The following is a 25417-nucleotide window of genomic DNA, read 5'->3' on the forward strand; positions in this document are numbered from 1 at the left end:
AAAAATAATATCGCAGCTCGCATTTATCTCAATAAATACATATTAAAATCGCTTAATTGATCATCAGGGTAACAAAATATCTGCTTCAAAAAATAAACATGCATAGCCAGCAATTTCAATGCGATCCTGATCAAGAATTTTACAAAATAATGCACCACCACGTTGGGAAGCTTGATAAGCAACTAACTGAGATTTTCCTAATTTCTCAGCCCATATCGGCACAATTGCCGTATGAATTGACCCTGTCACTGGATCTTCATCAATACCTAATGCTGGTGCGAAATAACGGGAAACACAATCATATTGTTGTGCCTGAGCAGTAATCGCAACGTCCAGACCAGCAGTTGTAATTGCTGTACGTAAATTTCCCAGTTCTGCTAATTTTTTAAAATCCGGAGTTTCCTCTAAAACATCCTGAACCGATTGATATTCCAAAATATAAGCCTGAGCATTGCGATACACTGCCTTGATGGGCTTCGTTAATGCCTCATTCAGAATTTCAGGATATTCAGATAATTTTTCAGCCTTACGAATTGGAAAATTCATACAAATCTTGCCATCATCTGCCTGAGAAATAATAAAAATTCCCAATTTTTTGCTATGAAAATGAATGGTTTTTAAAGCGGTAAATTTTTGAAATAAGATAAATGCACTGGCTAACGTCGCATGCCCACAAAACTCAATTTCACTAACTGGCGTAAACCAGCGAATTTCATAATTTTGTGCATCAAGTATTTTAACAAAAGCTGTTTCTGATAGATTATTTTCTGCAGCAATTTTCTGCATTAACTGTTCATCCAGCCATTGTTCCAATACAAGTACAGCAGCGGGATTACCTTGAAAAAGCTGCTGACTAAAGGCATCGACTTGATACATTTTCATTATTCATTATCTCCTAACTTTTTTTTAAGATGTTAACCTAAAATTAAAAATGATAGCCCATTCATAAAATACAATAAAATGGTCACGATAAAAGCCGATTACATGACTTTTCAATCAATAAAAAACTATTTTAAACCATATATTTTGAAGCCAAAGTGGCAATATTAATGCATTTTTAATAATATTTTTGTTGTAAAAGATCTATTTTAAACTTGACATGCTGTTTTTTTACACTAGAATGCGCATTCAAAGATTTTATACCCATATTGAAATATTAGGAGGACGTCATGCTTTTATCTGGAAAACCTAACTTAAACTGATTAAGCATACGTCTGCTCACGGACATAGGTTTAATCACTGATATGTCCGAATGCAAAGCAATCAAGATCTGGCATTCGCCGGATTTTTTTATGTCTAGATTTTAATCAAGACATCAATTTTCGGACAAAATAAAAACTTAATGAGAAAAATTTCATGGGCATACAAAAAATTTTAAATGCCAAAGCTGAATACGGCGTCCCTGTCAAAATATTTACCAATGATATTGATGAGGAAACTCTGCATCAGCTACGCAAAATGGCACAACTGCAATTTATTCATTCACATATTGCAGTAATGCCAGATGTACATTTAGGTAAAGGTGCAACAGTTGGTAGTGTGATTCCAACTAAAAATGCCATTATCCCTGCTGCTGTCGGTGTAGATATCGGCTGTGGGATGAATGCTTTACGTCTGAATTTAAAAGGGTCGCAACTACCAGATCATCTCGGTGCTTTACGCAATGCGATTGAAAGAAAAGTACCTGTTGGATTTGAAATGCACCAGCAAATTAGGGCAAAGGCATCCACCTTATCTCCTCTTGAAAAACGTCTAAAGATCATTACAGATAAACATCCGGGATTACGCCGCATGCTTAGAAATTTTGATTTAACATGGCAAAAACAGATTGGAACATTAGGTGGTGGCAATCATTTTATCGAATTATGCCTTGATGAAAGTGACTTTGTCTGGATCATGCTGCATTCAGGTAGTCGCGGTTTAGGCAATGTTATTGGTACGTATTTTATTGAACGGGCCAAAAAAGAGGCTCAGCACCGCTTTGGGCATGTTCCAGATCAAGATTTATCCTACTTCACACAAGGCTCTGCCAGTTTTGATGATTATGTTGAAGCAGTACTTTGGGCTCAGGAATATGCATTTGAAAATCGCCGTGAAATGATGCGGCTGATTCTTGAAGCAATTCGCCCATTATTGCCAAATTTTCAGATGACTAAGGAAGCCATTAATTGTCATCACAATTATGTACAGCAGGAATGGCATTATGGCGAACAAGTGTTTGTAACTCGTAAAGGTGCCATTCGTGCAGAAGTAGATGAACTGGGAATTATACCCGGCTCCATGGGTGCCAAGTCGTATATTGTTAGAGGTAAAGGTAATCCAGAATCTTTCTGCTCATGCTCACATGGTGCAGGACGAAAAATGAGTCGAACCAAAGCCAGACAACTGTTTAACCAACAGGATTTAATTCTTCAAACGCAAGGTGTTGAATGTCGAAAAGACAAGCATGTTGTAGATGAAATTCCGGCCGCTTACAAAGACATTGATCAAGTTATGGCATATCAAACTGATTTAATTGAGATTGTTCATACACTAAAACAAGTCATGTGTATTAAAGGCTAATTAAGAGGATATTAAGAATGAAATTAAAGCAAATGCCAAAAATCAAAGTACGTAATCATGTTGCACTTTCACCGCTGTTACACAAAGGCGGTGTTCACGAGAGTGAAAAACCGAAAACCGTACATCGGCGTGAACGTAAACAAGCTAAACAATTACTCAAAAAAAGTTTTTGGGAATAAGAAGTTCACCATCAGCGAATCGTATTGGGTAATTTATTTGCATATTAAGGAAGCAGACTTTAAGGTGAATGAATTGTATTGATTAAAACTACAATTTTCTCATTTTATTTTGGCTTTACTAAAAAAATACCCCAGGCTTTTGTCTGGGGTATGATGTTCAAGTTTATTTACCTTCGAGCCATTTTCCATCCTGATACACCAGTGACCATTTGGTTGGCTTACCTTCAGATGTTTCTGAAGCAACATACTGGGCCTGATTTTTACGGCTAAATTTCAAAATGGTTGCGTTACCTTCTGGATCGGTGTCTGGCGCATCCAGTAAATATTTAAATTTTGCATCCAGTTGATCGGCAACACTTCGCAGCTCTGCCAATTTTGGCGCACGTGTTTCACGCACTTTAGGGAATTTACTGGCAGCCAAAAATAGCCCGGCTGCACCATCACGCAACACAAAATAATCATCATGTTTGGTTGAGCGTAAATGTTCCATTTTAATTGGATCAACTCGTGGCGGTGCAGGTTGACCATTTTTTAGAACTTTTCGGGTATTATCACAACTGCTGCAAGCAAAGTAAGGGCCAAATCGTCCAGTTTTAAGTTGCATTTCACCATCACACTTATCACATGGAATAGTTGGACCATCATAGCCCTTGATTTTAAACTCACCTTCTTCAACTTCATAACCAGCACAGTCCGGATTATTACCGCAAATATGCAGTTTGCGTCCGCCATCCAGCACATAACTATCCATTGCCGTACCACAAGCTGGACAACGTTTCTTTGCCATAAGATCATCAGTTTCAGCACTATCATCATCAGATAAAGCCGCCAATGATTCTACTGGTGTTAAATTCATTGTGCCCTTACAGCGTTCTTTCGGTGGCAGGTTATAACCTGAGCATCCAAGAAAAACACCTGTGGTTCCTGTACGAATTTGCATGGCACGATCACACTGTGGGCAGTGTACATCTGGAACTTCAACAGGTTGATTTCGACGCATCCCTTGCTCACTGGCAGCAGTGGTTAAACGTTTTTTAAAATCACCATAGAATTGATCCAGCAAATTTTTCCAATTTTCTTCACCTGTAGCAACTTTATCCAGTTGTCCTTCCAGATCGGCTGTAAACGCATAATTCATTAAATTATTGAAGCTTTCATCCAGACGATCTGTGACAATTTCGCCCATTTTTTCTGCAAAAAGACGGCGATTTTCCAGTTTAACGTAGCCTCGTTCCTGAATAGTGGAAATAATTGCGGCATAGGTGGATGGACGACCAATACCTCGTTTTTCCAATTCTTTAACCAGAGAAGCTTCGGTAAAACGTGCAGGTGGTTTGGTAAAATGTTGGGATGGATCAAGTTTGATCAGATTAAGAACATCTCCCACTTTTACCGCAGGTAATAAAATGTCATCATCAGACTTATTGGCACCACGAACTCGCGTAAATCCATCAAAAATCAATGTACGGCCTTTAGCCTTTAACTCAATACCATTGGCATCAACTAAAATGGTTGAAGATAAATATTGTGCCGGTGTCATTTGACAGGCGACAAATTGACGCCAGATTAAATCATATAATCGCTGTGCATCACGTTCAGTACCACTCAGATCACTACCGGTCAACGCCACATTGGAAGGACGAATGGCTTCATGTGCTTCTTGTGCACCTGCTTTATTGCCATAGCGGTTAGGTTTTGCTGGTAAGTATTTTTCACCAAAATTTTCTTCAATATGGGTACGTACCATGTTAACCGCATCATCACTCAAGAAAGTGGAATCGGTACGCATATACGTGATATATCCACCTTCATATAAACGTTGCGCCAACATCATGGTTTTCTTGACCGAGAAACCTAACCGTGTGCTTGCTGCCTGTTGTAATGTGGAGGTGATATATGGGGCGCTTGGATTAACCTTGGTAGGCTTGTCTTCGCGTGCAGTAATTTTGTAAATGGCATCTTTTAATAAAGCGAGAATGGCATCTGCCTGTGCCTTATTTTTAAGCTTTAAGGTTTTGCCAGCCTGTTTAACGGCTTCTAAACGAATCGCATCCCGATCTTTCTCTGTATCTGCAAAAATTTCCCAATACTCTTCCGGAATAAATGCACGAATTTCACGTTCACGCTCTACCACCAGTTTAACAGCTACAGATTGTACACGTCCTGCGGATAAACCCCGGGCAATTTTTTCCCAAAGTAGTGGTGATACCATGAATCCAACGACACGATCCAAGAAACGACGAGCCTGTTGTGCATTAACACGATTAATATCCAGACGTGATGGTTGTTTAAAAGCTTCCTGAATCGCATTTTTGGTGATTTCGTTAAACACTACCCGATGATAGCGGCTGTCATCTCCACCAATAACTTCTTTTAAATGCCATGCGATTGCTTCCCCTTCTCTATCCAAATCCGTTGCGAGATAGATCGCATCAGCTTCTTTTGCTAATTTTTTCAGGTCGGCAACAACATGCTCTTTGCCCGGAAGAATTTCATACTTTGCTTTCCAGCCATGTTCCGGATCAACGCCCATGCGATTAACCAAAGCGGTTTGTGCTTTTTGGGCTTTTTCTTCTGCAGTTTGCTTGGTTCTGGTCGCAGGCTTTTTTTCACTTGATTTGGCACCACCACCTGTTGGCAAATCACGCACATGCCCCACAGAGGATTTCACAATAAATTGATTACCCAGATATTTATTGATGGTCTTTGCTTTTGCAGGCGACTCCACAATGACTAAAGAACGCCCTTTTGCTCCCTGAGTAGAGTTGTCACGTTTCTGTGTTGCTGTCGCCATATATCTTCCAAATCAATAATTTTGTTTTTTAAGTTAACTGGGTTAATGAATGGAGGTAAGCTTTTAAAGTTTCAAGCTGCTCTCCATGAAAATCTGTACTTTCATCCCAATATGCACCAACACAATTAGCTTGCATGTCAATTGCAAAAATGCCATTCATGGGAATTGTTTGACCATCCAGAATATGCTGTCCTGTCACCACTTTCAGGGTTTGTTCAACAACAATTGCCCGCATCAACGGAAATTTACCTTCCGGCACCAGAATGCTGTAATACGCAACCATGCTGGCGCGTGTTTCCGTTACTTTCGGAATTTTGCTCCAATCAGGTGCAGGAAGCAGTCTTGGATGTAAGCCCATTTTACGTGCTTTATCGCGTAACAAACCCAAGGCTTTCTCTCGAGGGCTAACCCGCAATCCAAAAATTGAGCCTAGGATAAATAAAACGATGATACCTACAACCCAATATGCCGTAGAATGTGATGCATCCATAATTGTTCCTGTTTATTAGGTTTGCATAAGCTGAATCAAAAAGGCAAGGGTAAAATATCACTTTTCTGATTGTTGGTGTGCATTATGATGCAATTCATGCCATCTTAGCCCATATAAAAACCCTGTAAACCATTAAAATGCTTACAGGGTTACTCAAGGTGATAATTACTGAGCAGTTGCTTGTTTTTTCTGCATATCTGTTAAACCCAGTAAAATTTTTGCAGATTCAGTCACAAAAGTTTCTTCCTCAGGTAATGGTGGACGGGTTGCATCTTTCATTTTGGCACGTGCCTCACTTAATGCATCCATCGCTGCCTGATAACTTTGCCAATTGGCATATGGTTTTAATCCTGTCGCTTGACGGCGGCGATTTTCATTTGCCAAAGTTTGTGCTTCCAATTGTGTAATTTCAGTTTTACGTTGATCAATATCCAGAACAACCCGTTTTTCATCTACGGTTTTTTTGGCAAGATTTACGTAATTTTGCAAGAACTGGAACTGTGGATCATTGGCACGACGTGCATCGGATTGTTTTTGTAACTCAGCAACATACGGCTTAATGATACCTTCCCGTTTAAATGGTGCTGTCGGAATCGTATCCCACTGTAATGGATTTTTGGATTTGCGTTCACCAAATTGATCAAAATAAATATCAATCATTTTAATGTCCGGAATCACACCTTTATTCTGGGTACTTCCACCAGTAATTCGATAAAACTTGCGCTGAGTCAATGTGGCCTGACCATAAGCCAGACTATCTAGTTGTACCTGTGCGGTGCCTTTACCTGTAGTTGTACTGCCAATGACAATACCACGACCGTAATCCTGAATAGCAGCGGAATAAATTTCACTTGCAGACGCAGATGCCAGATTCACCATCACAGCCAACGGTCCGGAGTAAAGCTGCTGACCGCCATCGGTATCTTCAAAAATACTGATATTGCCATTCCCGTCACGAATCTGTACAACAGGTCCCTGTTTAATGACCTGCCCCAGCATTTTCACCACCTCTTCCAGTGAACCGCCCGGGTTATTACGTAAATCAATAATAATGCCGGCAACATTTTGCTTAGATAGGGCGATTAATGCATTGGCAGTATCTTCTGCCACACTACGATAATTTTGTCCTTCACTTCTGGCGCGATAATTCAAATAAAAAGATGGGATTTCGATCACACCGACTTTAATTTTTTTATTGTCACGCTGCACATCTACGGTGCGATATTTTAATCCTGAATCTTCTTCCTGAATAATGTCACGGGTAATGGTCACTACTCGAGCCTGACTCATCGGTGCGCCCGAAGCCAATAATTTCAGGGTTACCTTGGTCCCTCGTTTACCACGGATCACACCCACAATTTCCTGACTTGACCAGCCAATCACATCTTGCATTGGCTGTCCTTCCTGAGCCACACCGACAATGCGATCACCTGCACGCACCTGTCCGGTTTTGCTCGCTGGTCCACCGTCAACGATGGTTTCAATCTTAGTATAATCCTCATTACCACGTTCTGGACGGATGGTTACACCAATCCCTTCTAACTGTAAAGTGGTCTGACGATTAAGCTCCATTGCATCTACAGGTGGGAAATAATTACTATGTGGATCATAAGTGGCCAACATTGCATTCAAGGTTTTATCCAGTACATCATCACTTTTTAGCCGTGAAATACGCTCAAGCTGTCGTTTATACCGTTTTTCAAGCGTTTGTACCGGGGTGAGATCTTCCGGTGGCGTCAGGTTTTGACCATCTGCCAGAGAAGGATCATCTTTCAAAGCTTTTTGCTTCGCTGCTTCTTCTTCTTTATTAATTGTCAGACTGATTAACTGGGAAACCAGAACCTTATTCCAATATGTTCGTTGATCTTGTTTATTTCTGAAAAATGGTGCTTTTTCACGATCCGTATCGACATAAACATTTTGCTGATGAAGATTTTGTGGTTTTTTCAACTCACTGAGCATGTAATCGTAATATTCTTTGATACGTTCACGATATAAAGCATGAATGGTAAAGGCTGGATTTAAATCACCAGTTTTTAAAGCAAGTCCAAAATTTGCTCCATATTTTTGCTTTAATTGTGCAATATCACTCTGTAACAGAATGCTGTGATCCGGATCCAGACTATCCACATACATATCAAATATACGTTCAGATGTTTTAGCATCCAAACGCATCGGCAAATAATGCTGACGATCAACCAGCGTTGCCATTTGTCGAGCCACTAAAGACTGTGCCTGTGTTGGCTGAATTACCCCAGCTTTGGCTGTTTGTGTTTCTGGTTCAGCCATTGCCTGTGAAATGATATGTGTAAAAAACAAGCCACTTGTTGCCAATGCAACTGCGCATGCCAATTGTTGTAACTTCATAATCTATATTCGTTTCCTGGTTATGCGGCGATAATATTTTGCGATTTGTAGCGATCACTACTATTATTCATCACATTAATTTATTGGTTTGAAGATTGTGTTAGTTTTAACATATTCTTCATGGTGTAAATGTAATAAATCATTGCATAATTTGCAGAATATTTGCAAAGCAATCAAACCCGGAAAAGGAAACAATATGATCGGCGCACTGATGCTGGATGTTGCAGGCACCACCCTTAGCCCAGAGGATATCGAAATTCTTCAAGTACCTCAGGTCGGTGGACTTATTTTATTTGCCCGGAACATTGAATCACCACAACAGGTTCGTGCCTTGACCGATCATATTCGCCAAATTCGCCCAGAAATTCTAATTGCGATTGATCAGGAAGGTGGCAGAGTAAGACGTTTAAAAACTGAACATGGCTTTAGCCATATTCCTGCTATGGGTCGTTTTGGCGAATTATTTCAGCAAGATCAGCAACAAGCTTTACATCTGGCTCAAACTTGTGGTTGGCTGATGGCAACTGAAGTGCTGGCTGTCGGCATTGATTTTAGTTTTGCCCCTGTGCTTGATATTGATGATATCAGTGATGTCATTGGGGATCGCGGTTTTTCCAGAAATCCCCAGCAAATTATTCCTTTAGCACGTGCTTTTATGCAAGGAATGAAACAGGCAGGTATGGCAACCACAGGGAAACATTTTCCGGGTCATGGTTCGGTTAAGGCGGACTCACATATTGCCGCAGCAATTGATTTGCGCTCATTTGAAGAGATTGCCCAACGAGATATGCAGCCTTTTTCACAACTTATGCCCGAATTAGATGCCATTATGCCGGCGCATGTGATTTATCAACAAGTGGATCCAAATCCAGCAGGTTTTTCTAAATTCTGGATTCAAACCATTTTACGCAAGCAACTTGGTTTTGATGGCGTATTATTTTCAGATGATCTTTCCATGCAGGCGGCTTGTGTTGCTGGTGGTGCGGATGCACGTATTCAGGCAGCATTACAGGCTGGTTGTGATATGGGGTTGGTTTGTAACGACCGTCAATCTGCATGTATTGCACTGGAAAGATTGAAAGATCTTCCCGAACCCAATCAGCAGCGTATGGAACGTATGCGTGGACGTATTCCTAGACAAAACCATCTGACACCATTAAATCTAGGTCAAGCATGGCAAGAGGCAAAAGCTCAGATCGAAGAGTTTATGGCAAAATAAAATACTGTTACCGTCGAGTCAATACCACAGCAATAACATCAGCCAATATCAATTCAATTGTTAGAGATTGAATCGACTCAGTAGATGATTTACACCATAATTTTGACAATATGATTTTGCAGATTCAAGCTTTAAACTTCATGCAATCTATAACATAATCGAAAGACTTGCACCTTCTCTTTGCTTTTCACAAGGATGATCGCAAGTTTTACGTTATTCACCACATCAAATCGGGTTAATTATGAGTGAATCTATTCAGGACTACATGACAAATATCGGTCAACAGGCACGCATTGCTTCACGTACACTAGCAAGTCTAAGCAGCAATGAAAAAAATCAGGCTTTAAACGCTATTTTGATTGCATTGCAGCAGCAGCAAAACCAGATTATTGCAGCAAACAACACCGACATGGAAAATGGTCGTAACAAACAACTGGACAGTGCCCTACTAGACCGTCTGGAATTCACCCCTGCTCGTTTTGAATCTATGTTGACAGGTTTAAAAGATGTGATTGCGCTAACTGACCCGATTGGCGTAATTACTGATTTAGCTTATCGACCTTCTGGTATTCAGCTTGGAAAAATGCGTGTGCCGCTTGGTGTCGTTGGCATGATTTATGAATCGCGTCCCAATGTCACACTAGAAGCTGCTTCACTGGCATTAAAATCAGGCAATGCAATTATCCTGCGAGGTGGTTCTGAAGCATTACTATCCAACCAAGCCATCGCCAAAGCCATTCAGGATGGATTGAAAACAGCCGGTGTACCAGAGCATGCTATTCAAGTGATTGAAACAGCGGATCGTACAGCCGTAGGTTGTTTAATCACCATGACAGACTATGTCGATGTGATCGTACCTCGTGGTGGTAAAAGTCTGATTGAACGAATTACTGCTGAAGCACGTATCCCAGTCATCAAACATCTAGATGGGAATTGCCATGTTTTTGTCGAACGTGAAGCAGATTTAGACAAAGCTGTCAGAATTAGTCTGAATGCCAAAACGCATCGTTATGGTGTCTGTAATGCTATGGAAACATTATTGGTTGATGCGCCTGTTGCCGAACAATTTTTACCAAAAATTGCTGACTTGTATCGTGAGAAACAGGTTGAATTACGTGGCTGTGCTGAAACCTTGCGTATTCTTGGTGATGATGTCATTGCTGCAACAGAAGATGACTGGTATACCGAATATCTTGGTCCAATTTTAGCCATTAAAATCGTTGATGGCTTAGCTTCGGCAATTGACCATATTAATCACTATGGCTCACATCATACTGATGCCATCGTAACAGAAAATTATAGCAAAGCTCGTAAATTTCTTGCACTGGTGGATTCGAGCTCAGTCATGATTAATGCATCTACCCGTTTTGCAGATGGCTTTGAATATGGATTAGGTGCCGAAATTGGAATCTCTACCGATAAAATCCATGCCAGAGGTCCGGTTGGATTAGAAGGTTTGACATCACAAAAATGGATTGTTCTTGGAGATGGGCAAATTCGCCAATAAATAACGATGAGGTATGTCCGTTTTGTTAAACTGGCATACCTACTTAAACCCTACTTTTTATCAGCCTTAAGTCTAATATCTGCTTTAAATTCACTGAATCCCTCATCATAATCTTTTCATTTCAATCATCAAAAACAACTATTTATTAAAAAAATAATATTTTACTTCATTAAATTATGCCATTTTTAAATCCAGAACATCATGCTAAAGTCTAGTAATCCAAAGTCTAATTTGTAGTCGCAAGCAATTAATTGTTAAATGGTTTAAGTTCTAACCCAGAGCAAATACCTTACAGTCCATATACCTGTCTATGGAACAAGATGTCTTATGTATATTTTACCTAATATCACGGAAGACATAAGATTTTTAAATTTTGTTGTTTTTTAGGGATGACTGACCGTGTCTAATATACTTGTAATCAATTGTGGTTCTTCTTCAATCAAATTTGCACTTTTACTTGAAGATCAACATTTTCGTATTCAGGGCTTAGCTGAAAATCTTGGTACGGCTGAAGCACGTATCAAAGGGGTAACAATTGGTGAAGAAAAATTCGAAATGCCGTTACCACATGCAGATCACAAGCAGGCACTCGAAGTTGCGCTTACACGTTTAAAACATTACAAACCTGAAGCTATCGGACATCGTGTAGTGCATGGTGGTGAAATCACCGAAGCACAACTCATCAATGATGAAGTCATTCAACATATTAAACAAACCTCGGCACTTGCCCCATTACATAACCCTGCACACATTGTCGGTATAGAAGCGACGCTGGAATTATTTCCGGATTTACCGCAAGTTGCCGTATTTGACACAGCGTTTCATCAATCCATGCCTGAAAAAGCGTACCGTTATGCCTTGCCTAAGAACCTGTATACAGACTATGGTGTACGCCGTTACGGTTTCCACGGTACCAGTCATGCGTATGTCAGTGAGCGTGCATCAACACTTGCCGGACAAAAAAATCAAGGCGGCTGGTTAGTTGCACATTTGGGCAATGGTAGCTCAACCTGCGCCGTATGGAATGGCAAAAGTGTAGATACCAGTATGGGTTTAACACCACTTGAAGGTTTATGCATGGGTACGCGTAGTGGTGACGTTGATCCAAGCTTACATCAATTTCTGGCAAAAAATTTGGGCTGGGATCTGGAACGTATTGATAAAATGCTGAACCGTGAAAGTGGTTTACTTGGTATCTCAGGCTTATCCAATGACATGCGTACACTGGTTGAAGCTGCCGATAATGGTAATCACGATGCGGCACTTGCTATAGAAGTGTTTGTTTATCGCTTGGCAAAATCTTTGGCAGCCATGTCATGTGGTCTGCCAGAGATTAGTGGGCTGATTTTTACTGGTGGTATTGGTGAAAACTCTGCTTATATTCGTGAAAGAGTTGTCAAAAGTCTGCCACATTTTGGTTTTAGTATTGATCAAAATCAAAATGATCATGCACGTGGCAAAGAAATCCGTATTGATCAAGGGCAAGGCCCACAAATCTGGGTCATTCCAACCGATGAAGAAGGTCGCATTGCTCACGAAACCCGTGAGATTGCCTTAAAAATTGCTGAACCTGCATAAGTACTATGCAGCATTTCAAATAAGGAATATACAGTATAGGTGCATCATAATATGCACCTATTACATTAGAAACAGGATCATTCATGAAAACATTTATTTTAGTGCCTACCGCAGAAAATATTGGTTTGACTTCAGCTTGTTTAGGATTTATACAAGCACTGGATTGCATTGGAATTAAAGCCAATTTTTTAAAACCATTTTCACAGGAAAAAAATGCTGCTCCGAGTCGCAGTTCAGCCTTAATTGCTCACATATACCAACGCCCGCAAGTTACACCAATTAGTTTCGAAAAAATTAATCATCACATCAGTACAGATAATATTGATGATCTCCTCGAAGATGTGGTGAGTCTGCATAGACAAATCAGCGCTGCACATGAAGTGGTTATTGTTGAAGGCCTTACACCTAATGCGGATCAAAGTTATACTGGGCAGCTCAATAATGCTCTGGCGCAGGCACTTGATGCCCAAGTGATCCTTATCAGTAGTGCAGATATTAATGCACCAGAACAAACTGCCGAACTAATTGAACGTCATTTACGTCCTTTTGGTGGATTAAGCTCTGCTCGTACCGCAGGTGTTTTATTCATGCGCAGCAAAGGCCTACCTGCTGAAACTGCACAAATTCCAGTTGCTACAGATCAGAATCTTCGTCTAAATGATTATATTGATGGCTTTACCTCAGCCTTACAACGTTTTGCACCATTATTAGGTTCACAGCAATTTCCAGTGATTGGATTAGTGCCTTTTAGTGCAACCTTGAGTGTACCCAGAACACTGGATATCGCACGTGCAATTCAGGCAAACTGGTTAAATGAAGGTAAAGCAGATCAACGCCGTGTACAACATAGTAGTTTGATTAGTGGCCGTATTGAACATGAACTGGACAAATTTATTGCAGGCGAATTATTAATTGCATCCAGTGATCGTAGTGATGTTGTTCTTGCCAGTAGCGTCGCAACCTTAAGTGGTGTTCCTGTAGCAGGTGTAGTACTCACTGACAGTGAAAAACATGCCAGTGATCATATTCATGGTTTTGTAGAGCAAGCGTATAAAGCAGGCTTACCAGTAATGCGCACACCGCAAGATACTTTTCAAACCATGCAACAAATTCTGCATATTGCCAATGAAGTTCCTGCTGATGATATTCAACGAGCAGAACAAATTACCCGTTTTGTTTCCAGCCATATTGATTTTAACTGGTTAAAACAAGTCTGTGACAGTAAAGTCCAGCCACGTCTATCGCCTTCTGCGTTTCGTCATGAGCTGGCACAAAAATCTATTGCAGCTAAAAAACGAATTGTGTTACCAGAAGGAGCCGAGCCTCGTACAATTCAGGCGGCCATCATCTGCCAGACTCGAGGCATTGCACACTGTATTTTGTTGGCAAAACCAGAAGAAGTACATGATGTTGCCAAAGCACGTAATCTACAATTGCCTGATGATCTGGAAATTGTTGACCCGGATCAGGTTCGGGAAAAATACATTGCACCTATGGTTGAACTACGCAAAGGCAAACTTGATGCCATTCAAGCCAAGGATCAACTACAGGATACCGTAGTTCTTGGTACCATGATGTTGGCACTGGATGAAGTCGATGGCCTGGTTTCCGGAGCAATTCACACCACGGCCAATACCATCCGCCCTGCTTTTCAATTGATTAAAACAGCACCGGAATATTCTCTGGTATCATCCGTATTTTTTATGCTGTTACCGGATGAAGTCTATGTATACGGCGATTGTGCAGTCAATCCAAATCCGACTGCAGAACAACTGGCTGAAATCGCCATTCAATCAGCCGATTCAGCTCAGGCATTCGGCATTGAGCCTCGTATTGCCATGATCAGTTATTCAACCGGCGATTCAGGTACAGGTGCAGAAGTAGAAAAAGTAAAAACTGCTACACAAATTGCACAACAACGCCGCCCCGACTTAAAAATTGATGGCCCGCTACAATATGATGCCGCATCAGTTGAAAGTGTCGGTAAACAAAAAGCGCCAAACTCACCAGTAGCTGGCCAAGCCAATGTGTTTATTTTCCCCGATTTAAACACAGGAAATACGACTTATAAGGCAGTACAACGCTCTGCCAATGTGGTCAGTGTTGGTCCAATGTTGCAGGGACTAAATAAACCCGTAAATGATTTATCCCGTGGTGCGCTGGTCGATGATATTGTGTTTACCATTGCCTTAACAGCAATTCAGGCAACACAAAAGTAGATTTATTGGCATGACAATGAATCAAAGCTTAAATCCATAATGTAAATAAAAATTTTATTTAATTGTTATATGAAAGATGGTGCATTGAAGGTGCATCATCTTTTAAATAAATTTCTGAATATTTTTTATTCATTTGATTTTTTAATGTAATCCTCTTATAGTAGATAGTGACTCAATCTCTGGATTATTTTCACTTTATGAACATTGAACCATCGCCTGCCAATTCTCATCATCACGCTGTTGACAAACATTCACAAATTCAAAGTTGTTTACAAGTCGTTCATGACGCACTTCTCGATGTAAAAGCCAAAGACATTATACAATTTGATGTATCTGATATTAGCAATGTATCCGATGCTATTGTGATCGCAAGTGGTACCTCTACTCGTCATATTAAAGCACTTGCTGATAATGTTGCAGAAGAAGCAAAAAAAGCAGGTTTTCGTCCAATCGGGGTTGAAGGTGAACGTGATGCAGAATGGATCTTGATTGATCTTGGTTTTGTTGTTGTTCATGTCATGCTGCCTACAACACGTAAATTTTATGATCTAGAAAGCTTATGGCGTCCCGTACCAGCTGAAGCAAGCTAATATATTTTTAGAATTTATACATAATAAAAAATCCCGAAAATATCGGGATTTTTTATTAATTGCTAGTCTTAACACCAACTTTAGATGTAAAGACGCTATTTCTGAATAGAATCAGCTTTTTTATTCATCAATGTAGTTACAATACCTGACAATGCATAAATCACAGATACCACTAAAATACCAACAGGAATATTATAGGTAATTGCTGCAAATACCAGTACCACCGGCAACATGATGACAAAAGGCACCCGCTTACGATCCATCACCTTAAATGAATAATATTTCAAATTAGAAATCATCAGTAAACCAACGATCACCATCGTGGCTGCATTGACAATCAAGATCCAAGTCTGGCTTAAATCAATGATTTTGGATAAATCGCGCTGTACCCACACAGAACAAATCACAATAATTGCAGCAAGTGGACTAGCTACACCAATAAAATAACGTTTATCAACCACACCTATTTGCACGTTAAAACGTGCCAATCGAAAGGCTGCACAAGCTGTATAAATAAAACAACACGCCAGACCAATACGCCCCAGATCATGCACACTCCAACTGTACATGAGAATTGCTGGTGCAACACCAAAGGCCAATAAGTCTGACAATGAATCGTATTGCTCACCAAATGCACTTTGCGCACCAATTGCCCGCGCAACCCGACCATCCAACCCATCAAATAAGGCGGCAAGAATAATCGCATAGACTGCCTGTTGATATTCACCATTCATACTGGCAATGATGGAATAAAAACCACTCAATAATGCGGCTGTCGTGATCAGATTGGGCCAAAGATAAATACCGCGGCGATGCACTTTTCCCGTTTCGGTATGTTCTTCTTCAACTACTTCAAAGGTAATGCCTTCAAAGCTATCTTGTTGATCTTTGTTCTGGGGCTGATTTTGCATAGAGACCTTCTTTTTATAAATTCGGTTTACTCACCAACTAACCAACGCACATTGGTCATTGCACCATGTTCAGTCATTTTTAAATGAGGTAGTAGCCACTGTAAAGCAGCTTTAGCATCTTCAGCAAATTGCCAAGGTGGATTAATGACCAGTAAACCACAACCATTTAGCCCCACTGGTGTATCATCAGGCCAAACACAAATTTCACAAATCAATTGGCGACGAATACCGGTTTTAAACATTTTTTTCTCAAAACGTTCAATCATGGCTCGATCCTTAATTGGATACCAGACAGCAAAAACTCCGGTTGCCCATTTTTTGTGTGCATTTTGCAGCAATTCGACCAATTGTGGAAAATCCTTACGCTCAATTTCATAAGGTGGATCAATCATCACCAATCCACGTTTTTCCTTTGGTGGAATAACCGCAAGTAGGCCTTCATACGCATCACGCTCATGCAATCCTACGCGTTTATCCCGAATATTGTCACGTAAATACTCAAAAACTTCTGATTGCATTTCAAAAATTGTGGCTTTGTCCTGCTCTCGCATTTCCTGTACTGCGAACCATGGTGAACCAGGATAAGCACCTTTTCCGTCCTGTTCACGTAATTGACCAACTAAATCAAGATAACGTTGTATGGCAACAGGTGCCTGTTTTTTCTGCGCTGAAGAAAGTTGTATCAAACGATGAATTCCTGTCAGAAACTCTCCGGATTTTTGTGCAGGGGCCTCAGAAAGGTCGTACTTACCGGCACCACCATGCGTATCAATATAACGATAAGGTTTATCTTTGGCATTTAAACGGTCTAAAAGTTGCAATAACAAAACGTGTTTCATCACGTCAGCGAAATTGCCGGCATGGAAATGATGACGATAATTCATGTTGCTGTGAGTTCCTTAATTCAGTAAGTAGTTTAACATGAAAAAAAAGTTATTTTTTGGACTGATCTTCATCTAAAATGTAGCCTTCCCATGAATCATGATCATGACTATGCCCATGTTGCCAATTTCTGCTGCTTCTAACTGGAACATCCATCAACTTTGTGATGACTTGAATGACAATGGTTTTGCCCTGCTTGATCATGCTTATTCAGATGATTTTTTCTTACAAATTCGTGAAGAATGTCTGGAAAATCTACAGGAATTTAAAGATGCTGCAATCCAAAATGGTGTAGTGAGTCAAATTCGTAGTGACCATATTCTGTGGATTAATCCAGAGTTACCCACAGCTTATCAGCATATCAAGGCACTCGAAGTACTTTCAGATCTGCTTAATCAAAATTTTTATCTAGGCATTAAAAATGTAGAAGCGCATTTTGCCTGTTATAACCCAGGTGAGTTTTATGCCCTTCATCGTGATAATCCCCAGCAAAAAAATCATCGAATTATTTCTACTGTGTTGTATTTACAAGAAAAGTGGCAAGAAAACTGGGGAGGATTATTACGGCTACAGGATAAACACGGCAATTGGCACTTAATCGAACCCCACCCTAATCGATTGGCAGTTTTTCAGAGCGATTTATTACATGAAGTGCTTGCTGCACAACAACAACGTTTATCCATTACAGGATGGCTGCGTTCCGATCAAAATTTATGGTAAATTTTTACTGATCAATTTTTCCATATTGAAAATTCTTTAAAAATCAACTGCTGCCCATATATAAAGAACAATGACTTGATGAGGAACCGGACATGAGCCAACGTATTATTCAAAGAATTGGTGAAACCGATCAGTTTTATCTGAAAAAAAATACTCCTGAACTGGCATTGGAGCGTGGCGATCTGCGCTTGCAATTAGTAACTTTAAGCCATAATCGTCAGGAGCAAATCCATTTTTTACACGAAGCCATTGTGATTTTAGAACAATCACGTCTAGAATTTGATGAAATACCCCTTCAACTATACCTTGATCTTTCATTACAATTGGGTCGTGCGTACATGATGTACTATGAGCTGACTCGAGATACAAAGTTCGCCACCATTACCCAGCAAATTTTAAAACCATTGGCACATTATCAGGATGGAGATTTGCTATTTTTACTGGCTTATGCTTGCGCAGTAAAGTCCGAGTTTGCCATGACCAAACACTGGCTGCAAAAATATGTACGTAGTCCAGTGTTTGATTTTGCACTTTTACAAAACCATACGGCCTTTCAACACTTGCAATCACAACAATGGTTTGCTGGGTTATTAAAAGGTAAATTACATTAAGGCTTTTCTTGGCTATCATGATGGAGTTGTTGATTTAAATCATCTACCACGATTGCCCAATTATCATCTTGTTTAAATTGTTGCGCAAGAAATTGCCGTTGTCCTTCATTCCAAAAGGGTGCATCCACTAATTTAACATCGGCAGGGAGCTGATGTGTTTTAATAAACGCATCAATCGCAAGCTGATCCGAATCCAACCCTAGTTGTTCAAATAACATTTCATAAGTAGGTTCTTGTCCATCTAGCATTGTATTCTCCTTATCATTGATTGGCTGGATAACTTTTATCCTGACAGATCTATATAGAAAACAAAAGTATGCTGATGTTTAGCCTTGTTATCATTTGTATCAGTATAACCAGTGAATAAATAATCCATAAAACAAAAGTAGACCACAACTCACTACCGTACCAGCAGCAATATATTGAGCAGATTTTCCTGTACCTGCATAATATGTTTCCAAGGAAACGATATTTGCACCAGGAGGTAGAAAAAAAATCATCAACATGACTGCAATATATTGGTCAACTTGAGCAAAATGAAAAACATACCAGGTCAAAATACAAATCCCAACACCAATACTTAATCTGATCAGAGCTTGCCTCAAGGCAAAAACAAGATCAGAGCCTAAAATTTTGGTATGTCGCATCCACATCCCCAAAACAAACATACCAGCAAAACTGGTTGCAACTTTTACAAACTCATATAAACCATCGGCAATGTCATGAGATTGCCAATGCTGAATTCCAGTTAAACGCAAAATTGTAGCAATAGCGAGAGCAATTACGGGAGGGGATTTTAAAATACGCTGGATAAAATACGATACAGAATTGATTTGTGGACTTAATGCTGCAACGGCAATCACATTACCAAATAAGGATCCACCAATGTATAACGATACCATCGCTGCACTGACCTGATCACCAAAAATTGCAAAAGCTACCGGAAAACCAAGCCACGCCAGATTAGGATAAGAAATACATAAGGCTTGAACTTTATCCGTACTCATACAGAGATAAAATGCATATAAGATTGCTGAACTCAACAAACTAAAAGCAATTAAATTTATACTGCCCGGCTGGTAAAATACCATGTTGTAGACAATCACATAAGGAATCAGAAATTGTGATAATAATTGGGCAAGATAACGTTTTAATTTTGGAAATCGATCTGCCAGCATCAATCCTAAAACAAATGATATTACTGGCAGTGCTAAGCTCATTCCATGACCTATAAAAAATATAATGAATTTGCAGTATATGATATTTAGATCTATTTTTTCACATAACTTTTGCTGTTTTTAATGTTTGCTGTATCTTCTGAATTTTTCCAGCATGTTCCCCTTGCTGTGTTTTTTCCAACCAAATCATATCCTGATTGATGATTTTAAAAAAATTGGAGCAACGTGTTCCATACTTTTCACTTTGAATAAACGTTGAAGAAATAAGCTGTTCCAATTCTAGAGAAATACCCGTATCTGGTAAAAGTGCCTGAGCAACTTTACGTTGATCCTGCAAAATTTGCCATGCTGCATCCATTTGATCAGATAATGATGTATTCGACAGTTGTAATAACGGTAAAAATTCCTGAGTAAAACGTTTGCGCAAATGTGCTGTTTTCTGCCAATGATCATGTAACAAAGCATTAGAAACAACATACACGCCATTCGCTAAAACCTGTGGTGTTTCACCACGATTACTCATATACACGGCCTGCACTGTATTTCCCATCATCAAATTAAATCCAGCATACAACTGTTGTTGTTGCTCCAGTTGTCGGGCAAATCGAATCGGAGACAAATCCGAATGCAAAAAATCCTTGATTAATTGCCCCCTAGAAGTTGCAAAATGACGTTGATCCCGACCATCACGAAAGTTGGTCACAACAGCCCAACGACCTGTTTCATTCACAGCCATCCATGTACCCCCCTGCTGTAAATCCTTTCCAGCATAAAATGCTTCATTTTGCCAATAATGCAAAGCCTGCGCCGGACGATGATAAAATTCATCTCGGTTAGACAATATCAATACAGGGGTATTTTCCAGCACTTGCCATGCCAATGCCACAATACACATCTCTAGGCTCACTTTAACTTTACACACTGAATGTACAACATTTTTCTTTTTTTCCGCTACAATCATGCACAAAATAAACTCTTTAGGATTTATCAATGCTGACTTATCCAAACATTGATCCTGTTGCACTGCATCTGGGACCAGTCAGCATCCACTGGTATGGTGTGATGTATTTACTGGCATTTTTATGTGCATGGGGATTGGCGACTTATCGTGCCAAACAACGTGACAGCTGGAATTCCGAAATGATTTCCGACCTGATCTTTTATGGAGCGCTTGGTGTAATCCTGGGTGGACGCATTGGTTATGTATTGTTTTATGAGTTTGATCAGTTTCTGGCTAATCCTGTATGGTTATTCCAAGTTTGGACAGGTGGCATGAGTTTTCATGGTGGCTTTATTGGTGTGATACTGGCAATGATTTTCTGGTGCCGTAAATACCACAAATCATGGTTTGAAACATTGGATTTTATTGCACCCTGCGTACCAACCGGTTTGATGTTTGGACGTTTTGGTAATTTCATCGGTGGCGAGCTTTATGGCCGTGCTGTCACTAATCCTGATTATCCTTTTGGTATGATTTTTCCCACAGATCCATTGCATCTGGTACGTCATCCATCACAGATTTATCAGGCAATGTGTGAAGGTCTATTACTTTTTATCATTCTATGGTTTTTCAGTCGCAAGCCTCGCCCAAGAATGGCGGTATCAGCAGTTTTTCTGATGGGTTATGGTGTAGCACGTTTCTTTATGGAATTTTTCCGTGAACCTGATGCTGATCAGGGTTATATTCTTTTTGGCTGGGTAACCAAAGGGCAAATACTGAGTTTTCCAATGATTATTATCGGTGTTATTTTGTTGTGGTACGCATATCAACGCAAGCAATATGACTGGCGATTAAAATAACAGCATAAATGATATCAGGACAGCGTTGTAATAATGAACCGTCCTGTATCAATTAATTTATTAAGAGTTTATTCATGAAATCGGGAAAAATTACACTTATCATTGTTCCGATCCTACTTACAGCTTGTCATCAGGATAATACATTATACCGTGATGTTTATAATTCACAGCGGGACTGTATGCAGGACTGGAATAGTGAACTTTGCGAAGCAGAAGACTCATCAACTTCTAGCTATGCTTATTATATACATCGTTATTTGGGACCACAATATTATCGTAAGAATCGTCAAGTCAAAATGAATTTATCTGGCCGTAAAATCAAAGCTAAAGGAAATCACAGCACCAAACAGCCTTTGATTTCGCAATCTATTGATCGTTTAGCAAAATCAACGCCAATACGAGGCGGTTTTGGACGTGCCAGCTCCTCTTTTGGTGGCTAATAAATAATGAAACGAATACAACTTCCTATTCGCAATAATTGGCAACAACAACATCAAGATATTGGTTTTGATTATTACAATCTACCTTCTGAAGATGGCTCAATTTATTGGTCAGAAGGTATAGCTTATGAATTTACCCTTAAACAAATTGAACACCTTGAAGATGCAGCCAATGAATTGCATCAAATGTGCCTGCACATTGTAAAACACATGATTCAATCAGGTGATTATCCTGCTTATTTTCAAATTCCATCTGCTGCGCTTTCGACTATTGAACAATCATGGAAGCAACAAGCTGCCATGCTATACGGACGTTTTGATTTTGCCTATGATGGACACAATATCAAAATGCTGGAATATAATGCAGATACACCAACCGGATTGCTTGAAGCTTCTGTCGCACAATGGCGATGGCTAGAACAGGTGGAACAGATCAAACATCGTGATCAATTTAACAGCATTCATGAAGACTTGATTGCACGCTGGAAAACATTATATCCAAATGCTGCCCATATTCATTTTGCAGCCTGTTATGAAGCAGGCCGGGAAGATTGGGGAAACTTGGAATACCTCATGGACACTGCTTATCAAGCAGGCTTGAATGTCAGCGAAATGTCTATCGAGAATATTGGCTGGGACGGACGAAATTTTGTAGATCTTAACAACCATACGATTGCGCATTTATTCAAACTTTATCCATGGGAATGGTTGTGGGAAGAAAAATTTGCCCAGTATCTTCCTGCAACCACACAATGGATAGAACCATGCTGGAAAATGTTACTTTCTAACAAAGCCATTTTAATTGAATTATGGAAACATTTTCCACGACATCCACTTTTGGTTGCAACATATCCTTTTAATCAACAACAACATTATCAAGGAAAATGGGTTAAAAAACCAATTCTGGCCAGAGAAGGGGCTAACATTCAAATTTTTGAAAATAATCAAAATTTAGGGGCGGCTTCAGGAAGTTTTTATTTTGCAGATTACGCCAAATCAGGTCATGTGATGCAACAATGGATTGAAACACCATTATATCAAGGCATGCTACCTACACTCGGTTTATGGATGATTGGTGATGAATGTAGTGGCTTATCCATTCGGGAAGACCGCTATCAAGTGATTGGCAATGATGCGCATTTTGCAGCGCATTATTTTATAGAATAACAGTAAGGCACACGTCAAATCTGGTGTTGTGCTACTCGATGCATATATTTGCTCAATCGGACAAAAAATATCACTTGTAACAATACAGTAAATGCCGACACACACCACTCATACCAGACATCTAACCAAAAAATGGAAAGATTAAAAATATCAAAAATATTCAACAGCAATAAAGCAAAAATAATCCCTGCTACAGAAGTTTGCAGCATAATTGGAAAAGATAATGCAGTAATACGCTGAATGAAAAATTCCCCCTGTTCTGCACCATTAATCTGATAAGCACGATTAATCCCAAACAACATGATAATAATAGTCAATACACCTTCAAACAGAATCACCGCAGGGTTATAGTAAGGTGAGTACATTGCATAATAATACAAAGCACTGATCAACAACGCTGTTCCCAGATAATAATTTTTATATTGGCGCTGTGTTAAGGCATTTTGTGCAAGTTCGTGTGCCAAAGCCTTGGTATTCCAGATATGCATATATGTATCAAAATTATCCTGTGTGCTGCCATTTAATCATAAATGTACCGAAATACTAGCTTTAACTCCAGCACAATTGTAAATAGTCTTGGCATGATCCATTGCGTCATGCCTCAAAATAAAACACCTAAAACACAAGTTACACGAGGCAAATTTATTAAAATAGTTTTTTGGTATAAACTGCCCCAACCCATAAATTTTATTGTCTTTTTCAATCGAATTTGACAAATATTTAACCTCGATGGAAATCTTATGAGAGCGTATTTAGACCTTTTGCAACATATTCTGGAGAATGGTGGAGATAAAGGTGATCGTACTGGTACTGGCACACGTTCCGTATTTGGTCATCAAATGCGCTTCGATTTATCAGAAGGCTTTCCTTTATTAACTACAAAAAAAGTGCATTTTCGCTCAATCATTATTGAATTATTATGGTTCCTAAAAGGTGATACCAACGTTAAATACTTACAAAACCATAATGTTACGATCTGGGATGAATGGTCAACTGCGCAACAAACTGCACGTTTTGGCCGACCTGAAGGTCAACTTGGGCCAGTATATGGTCATCAATGGCGAAATTTTGGTGCCAGTAAAAATGTCGATGGAAGTTATCAGCAGGATGGCTTTGACCAGATTAAATGGTTAATTAACGAAATTAAAACGAATCCCAATTCACGCCGATTAATTGTTTCAGGCTGGAATCCCAACGAAGCCGGACAAGTTGCTTTGCCACCCTGCCACACACTTTTTCAGTTTTTTGTACAGAATGACAAATTGTCTTGTCAACTTTACCAGCGCAGTGCTGATGTATTTCTGGGTGTACCCTTTAATATTGCCAGTTATGCCCTACTCACCCACATGATTGCACAAGTATGCGATTTAAAGGTGGGCGATTTTATCTGGACAGGTGGCGATACACATTTATATTGCAACCACTTTGAACAGGCCAAAGAACAGCTTAGCCGAAAACCTCTAGCATTGTGTGAATTAAAATTAAATCCCGAAGTTCGGGATCTATTTGATTTTAAATTTGAAGATATTGAAATTGTAAATTATCAATCACATCCGGCAATTAAAGCGCCAGTTGCCATTTAGTTTAATTATTGACGCTACAATTCAGGCGAATAAATTTAAAATCGTCAATTAAAAACAGACAATCGACTTAATTTAACGAGATGAATATAAAACATGGCATTTAATAATATTGAAGTGGTACATGTCGTTGCTTTTGATCAACATTATTGTATTGGTAAAAACAATCAAATGGCTTGGCATATTTCCGAGGATTTCAAACATTTTAAAGAAATCACTCAGGGAGGTATTATTATTATGGGCCGTAAGACCTTTGAATCTATTGGTCGCCCACTGCCGAACCGTATCAATTGGGTAATCACCCATGACCATCAATGGCAACATGATGGTGTAAAAGTAGCACATTCTATTGAAGATGCTCTACAAGAAGCCAGTTTTGATCTAGATGAGGTAGAAAAACAAAGTTTATTTATTATTGGTGGCGGGGAAATTTTCACCCAGACACTCGCGATTACAGATCGTCTGGAAATTACGCATGTCGATTTAAATATTCAGGGCGATGCTTTTTATCCAGCCATCAGCAAAGAATTTGTGCTAACGCAATTTAGTGACCATATCAGTGAGAAAACTCAAATTGCTTTTCGCTTTGCACAATATTTACGCCAAGATAATTTTTGCTAAAT

General features: G+C 39.6%; 24 protein-coding genes. 14 read left to right on the forward strand and 10 right to left on the reverse strand.

Annotated features, from left to right (window positions below):
- Window positions 1-63: 63 nt before the first annotated feature.
- Window positions 64-882 carry a PhzF family phenazine biosynthesis protein gene (locus F4V57_RS05935; RefSeq protein ID WP_070068997.1) on the reverse strand — a complete coding sequence of 273 codons (819 nt, stop codon included), beginning with the start codon at window positions 880-882 and terminating at the stop codon, window positions 64-66.
- A 474-nt stretch (window positions 883-1356) separates the two neighbouring features.
- Between F4V57_RS05935 and F4V57_RS05940 the strand changes: the two genes are divergently transcribed.
- Both F4V57_RS05940 and F4V57_RS14750 read left to right on the forward strand, forming a co-directional pair.
- Complete coding sequence (locus F4V57_RS05940) at window positions 1357-2562, forward strand: RtcB family protein (RefSeq protein WP_070068998.1); 1206 nt, start codon at window positions 1357-1359, stop codon at window positions 2560-2562.
- Window positions 2563-2579: 17 nt separating this feature from the next.
- Window positions 2580-2741: a hypothetical protein gene (locus tag F4V57_RS14750; RefSeq protein WP_171257520.1), complete on the forward strand. Its 162-nt coding sequence runs from the start codon at window positions 2580-2582 to the stop codon at window positions 2739-2741.
- Between the two features lie 163 nt (window positions 2742-2904).
- Here F4V57_RS14750 and topA read toward each other — a convergent pair whose 3' ends face one another.
- The 3 genes from topA to F4V57_RS05955 all read right to left on the reverse strand — a co-directional run bounded on the left by topA (window position 2905) and on the right by F4V57_RS05955 (window position 8392).
- Window positions 2905-5535 carry a type I DNA topoisomerase gene (topA, locus tag F4V57_RS05945; RefSeq protein WP_070068999.1) on the reverse strand — a complete coding sequence of 877 codons (2631 nt, stop codon included), beginning with the start codon at window positions 5533-5535 and terminating at the stop codon, window positions 2905-2907.
- Window positions 5536-5563: 28 nt separating this feature from the next.
- Window positions 5564-6025, reverse strand: coding sequence for an ammonium transporter (locus F4V57_RS05950; protein ID WP_070069000.1), 462 nt, complete (start codon window positions 6023-6025; stop codon window positions 5564-5566).
- Between the two features lie 165 nt (window positions 6026-6190).
- Window positions 6191-8392, reverse strand: coding sequence for a carboxy terminal-processing peptidase (locus F4V57_RS05955; protein ID WP_070069001.1), 2202 nt, complete (start codon window positions 8390-8392; stop codon window positions 6191-6193).
- 196 nt (window positions 8393-8588) lie between these two features.
- Between F4V57_RS05955 and nagZ the strand changes: the two genes are divergently transcribed.
- From nagZ to rsfS, 5 genes are all read left to right on the forward strand, one after another.
- Window positions 8589-9611, forward strand: coding sequence for a beta-N-acetylhexosaminidase (gene nagZ / locus F4V57_RS05960; protein ID WP_070069002.1), 1023 nt, complete (start codon window positions 8589-8591; stop codon window positions 9609-9611).
- 241 nt (window positions 9612-9852) lie between these two features.
- Window positions 9853-11118, forward strand: coding sequence for a glutamate-5-semialdehyde dehydrogenase (locus F4V57_RS05965; RefSeq protein ID WP_070069003.1), 1266 nt, complete (start codon window positions 9853-9855; stop codon window positions 11116-11118).
- Between the two features lie 399 nt (window positions 11119-11517).
- On the forward strand, window positions 11518-12696 hold the full coding sequence (locus tag F4V57_RS05970; protein ID WP_070069004.1) for an acetate/propionate family kinase: 1179 nt from the start codon (window positions 11518-11520) through the stop codon (window positions 12694-12696).
- A gap of 83 nt (window positions 12697-12779) precedes the next feature.
- Window positions 12780-14915, forward strand: a complete 2136-nt coding sequence (gene pta / locus F4V57_RS05975; RefSeq protein ID WP_070069005.1) for a phosphate acetyltransferase — start codon at window positions 12780-12782, stop codon at window positions 14913-14915.
- Between the two features lie 197 nt (window positions 14916-15112).
- Entirely contained in the window at window positions 15113-15505 is a 393-nt protein-coding gene (rsfS, locus tag F4V57_RS05980; RefSeq protein ID WP_070069006.1) for a ribosome silencing factor, read from the forward strand.
- 95 nt (window positions 15506-15600) lie between these two features.
- On the opposite strand, the gene pssA is transcribed toward rsfS, so the two are convergent.
- Together pssA and F4V57_RS05990 are read right to left on the reverse strand one after the other, a co-directional pair.
- Entirely contained in the window at window positions 15601-16416 is an 816-nt protein-coding gene (gene pssA, locus F4V57_RS05985; RefSeq protein WP_070069007.1) for a CDP-diacylglycerol--serine O-phosphatidyltransferase, read from the reverse strand.
- Window positions 16417-16442: 26 nt separating this feature from the next.
- On the reverse strand, window positions 16443-17300 hold the full coding sequence (locus tag F4V57_RS05990) for a 23S rRNA (adenine(2030)-N(6))-methyltransferase RlmJ (RefSeq protein ID WP_070069008.1): 858 nt from the start codon (window positions 17298-17300) through the stop codon (window positions 16443-16445).
- A 115-nt stretch (window positions 17301-17415) separates the two neighbouring features.
- On the opposite strand from F4V57_RS05990, the gene F4V57_RS05995 reads away from it, so the two are divergent.
- A complete protein-coding gene (locus F4V57_RS05995; protein WP_070069040.1) occupies window positions 17416-18018 on the forward strand; it encodes a 2OG-Fe(II) oxygenase in 603 nt (200 codons plus the stop codon).
- A 92-nt stretch (window positions 18019-18110) separates the two neighbouring features.
- Complete coding sequence (locus F4V57_RS06000; RefSeq protein WP_070069009.1) at window positions 18111-18629, forward strand: hypothetical protein; 519 nt, start codon at window positions 18111-18113, stop codon at window positions 18627-18629.
- Here F4V57_RS06000 and F4V57_RS06005 read toward each other — a convergent pair.
- The 3 genes from F4V57_RS06005 to F4V57_RS06015 all read right to left on the reverse strand — a co-directional run bounded on the left by F4V57_RS06005 (window position 18626) and on the right by F4V57_RS06015 (window position 20702).
- Entirely contained in the window at window positions 18626-18877 is a 252-nt protein-coding gene (locus F4V57_RS06005) for a DUF2789 family protein (protein WP_070069010.1), read from the reverse strand. The genes F4V57_RS06000 and F4V57_RS06005 overlap by 4 nt on opposite strands.
- A 99-nt stretch (window positions 18878-18976) precedes the next feature.
- Window positions 18977-19849, reverse strand: a complete 873-nt coding sequence (locus F4V57_RS06010; RefSeq protein ID WP_070069011.1) for an AEC family transporter — start codon at window positions 19847-19849, stop codon at window positions 18977-18979.
- A gap of 58 nt (window positions 19850-19907) precedes the next feature.
- Window positions 19908-20702, reverse strand: coding sequence for an NRDE family protein (locus tag F4V57_RS06015; RefSeq protein WP_070069012.1), 795 nt, complete (start codon window positions 20700-20702; stop codon window positions 19908-19910).
- A gap of 95 nt (window positions 20703-20797) precedes the next feature.
- Between F4V57_RS06015 and lgt the strand changes: the two genes are divergently transcribed.
- The 3 genes from lgt (at window position 20798) to F4V57_RS06030 (ending at window position 23214) form a co-directional block, all read left to right on the forward strand.
- Window positions 20798-21607 carry a prolipoprotein diacylglyceryl transferase gene (lgt, locus tag F4V57_RS06020; protein ID WP_070069013.1) on the forward strand — a complete coding sequence of 270 codons (810 nt, stop codon included), beginning with the start codon at window positions 20798-20800 and terminating at the stop codon, window positions 21605-21607.
- Window positions 21608-21681: 74 nt separating this feature from the next.
- Window positions 21682-22047, forward strand: a complete 366-nt coding sequence (locus tag F4V57_RS06025) for a hypothetical protein (protein ID WP_070069014.1) — start codon at window positions 21682-21684, stop codon at window positions 22045-22047.
- Between the two features lie 6 nt (window positions 22048-22053).
- Window positions 22054-23214, forward strand: a complete 1161-nt coding sequence (locus F4V57_RS06030; RefSeq protein WP_070069015.1) for a glutathionylspermidine synthase family protein — start codon at window positions 22054-22056, stop codon at window positions 23212-23214.
- A 14-nt stretch (window positions 23215-23228) separates the two neighbouring features.
- Here the strand turns inward: F4V57_RS06030 and F4V57_RS06035 are convergent, their stop codons facing one another.
- Window positions 23229-23702: a hypothetical protein gene (locus F4V57_RS06035; RefSeq protein WP_070069016.1), complete on the reverse strand. Its 474-nt coding sequence runs from the start codon at window positions 23700-23702 to the stop codon at window positions 23229-23231.
- Window positions 23703-23954: 252 nt separating this feature from the next.
- Here F4V57_RS06035 and thyA point away from each other — a divergent pair, with 252 nt between their 5' ends.
- Both thyA and F4V57_RS06045 read left to right on the forward strand, forming a co-directional pair.
- Entirely contained in the window at window positions 23955-24797 is an 843-nt protein-coding gene (thyA, locus tag F4V57_RS06040; protein ID WP_070069017.1) for a thymidylate synthase, read from the forward strand.
- A gap of 93 nt (window positions 24798-24890) precedes the next feature.
- On the forward strand, window positions 24891-25415 hold the full coding sequence (locus tag F4V57_RS06045; protein WP_070069018.1) for a dihydrofolate reductase: 525 nt from the start codon (window positions 24891-24893) through the stop codon (window positions 25413-25415).
- Window positions 25416-25417: the final 2 nt, after the last annotated feature.

Source organism: Acinetobacter qingfengensis (assembly GCF_008693185.1).
GTDB classification, from domain to species: Bacteria; Pseudomonadota; Gammaproteobacteria; order Pseudomonadales; family Moraxellaceae; genus Acinetobacter; species Acinetobacter qingfengensis.

Bases quoted from the DNA above. Each gene is read 5' to 3' on its own strand.
- F4V57_RS05935 (WP_070068997.1), bottom strand. From the start codon at position 882: ATGAAAATGTATCAAGTCGATGCCTTTAGTCAGCAGCTTTTTCAAGGT.
- F4V57_RS05940 (WP_070068998.1), top strand. From the start codon at position 1,357: ATGGGCATACAAAAAATTTTAAATGCCAAAGCTGAATACGGCGTCCCT.
- F4V57_RS14750 (WP_171257520.1), top strand. From the start codon at position 2,580: ATGAAATTAAAGCAAATGCCAAAAATCAAAGTACGTAATCATGTTGCA.
- topA (WP_070068999.1), bottom strand. From the start codon at position 5,535: ATGGCGACAGCAACACAGAAACGTGACAACTCTACTCAGGGAGCAAAA.
- F4V57_RS05950 (WP_070069000.1), bottom strand. From the start codon at position 6,025: ATGGATGCATCACATTCTACGGCATATTGGGTTGTAGGTATCATCGTT.
- F4V57_RS05955 (WP_070069001.1), bottom strand. From the start codon at position 8,392: ATGAAGTTACAACAATTGGCATGCGCAGTTGCATTGGCAACAAGTGGC.
- nagZ (WP_070069002.1), top strand. From the start codon at position 8,589: ATGATCGGCGCACTGATGCTGGATGTTGCAGGCACCACCCTTAGCCCA.
- F4V57_RS05965 (WP_070069003.1), top strand. From the start codon at position 9,853: ATGAGTGAATCTATTCAGGACTACATGACAAATATCGGTCAACAGGCA.
- pta (WP_070069005.1), top strand. From the start codon at position 12,780: ATGAAAACATTTATTTTAGTGCCTACCGCAGAAAATATTGGTTTGACT.
- rsfS (WP_070069006.1), top strand. From the start codon at position 15,113: ATGAACATTGAACCATCGCCTGCCAATTCTCATCATCACGCTGTTGAC.
- pssA (WP_070069007.1), bottom strand. From the start codon at position 16,416: ATGCAAAATCAGCCCCAGAACAAAGATCAACAAGATAGCTTTGAAGGC.
- F4V57_RS05990 (WP_070069008.1), bottom strand. From the start codon at position 17,300: ATGAATTATCGTCATCATTTCCATGCCGGCAATTTCGCTGACGTGATG.
- F4V57_RS05995 (WP_070069040.1), top strand. From the start codon at position 17,416: ATGTTGCCAATTTCTGCTGCTTCTAACTGGAACATCCATCAACTTTGT.
- F4V57_RS06000 (WP_070069009.1), top strand. From the start codon at position 18,111: ATGAGCCAACGTATTATTCAAAGAATTGGTGAAACCGATCAGTTTTAT.
- F4V57_RS06005 (WP_070069010.1), bottom strand. From the start codon at position 18,877: ATGCTAGATGGACAAGAACCTACTTATGAAATGTTATTTGAACAACTA.
- F4V57_RS06010 (WP_070069011.1), bottom strand. From the start codon at position 19,849: ATGAGCTTAGCACTGCCAGTAATATCATTTGTTTTAGGATTGATGCTG.
- F4V57_RS06015 (WP_070069012.1), bottom strand. From the start codon at position 20,702: ATGTGTATTGTGGCATTGGCATGGCAAGTGCTGGAAAATACCCCTGTA.
- lgt (WP_070069013.1), top strand. From the start codon at position 20,798: ATGCTGACTTATCCAAACATTGATCCTGTTGCACTGCATCTGGGACCA.
- F4V57_RS06025 (WP_070069014.1), top strand. From the start codon at position 21,682: ATGAAATCGGGAAAAATTACACTTATCATTGTTCCGATCCTACTTACA.
- F4V57_RS06030 (WP_070069015.1), top strand. From the start codon at position 22,054: ATGAAACGAATACAACTTCCTATTCGCAATAATTGGCAACAACAACAT.
- F4V57_RS06035 (WP_070069016.1), bottom strand. From the start codon at position 23,702: ATGCATATCTGGAATACCAAGGCTTTGGCACACGAACTTGCACAAAAT.
- thyA (WP_070069017.1), top strand. From the start codon at position 23,955: ATGAGAGCGTATTTAGACCTTTTGCAACATATTCTGGAGAATGGTGGA.
- F4V57_RS06045 (WP_070069018.1), top strand. From the start codon at position 24,891: ATGGCATTTAATAATATTGAAGTGGTACATGTCGTTGCTTTTGATCAA.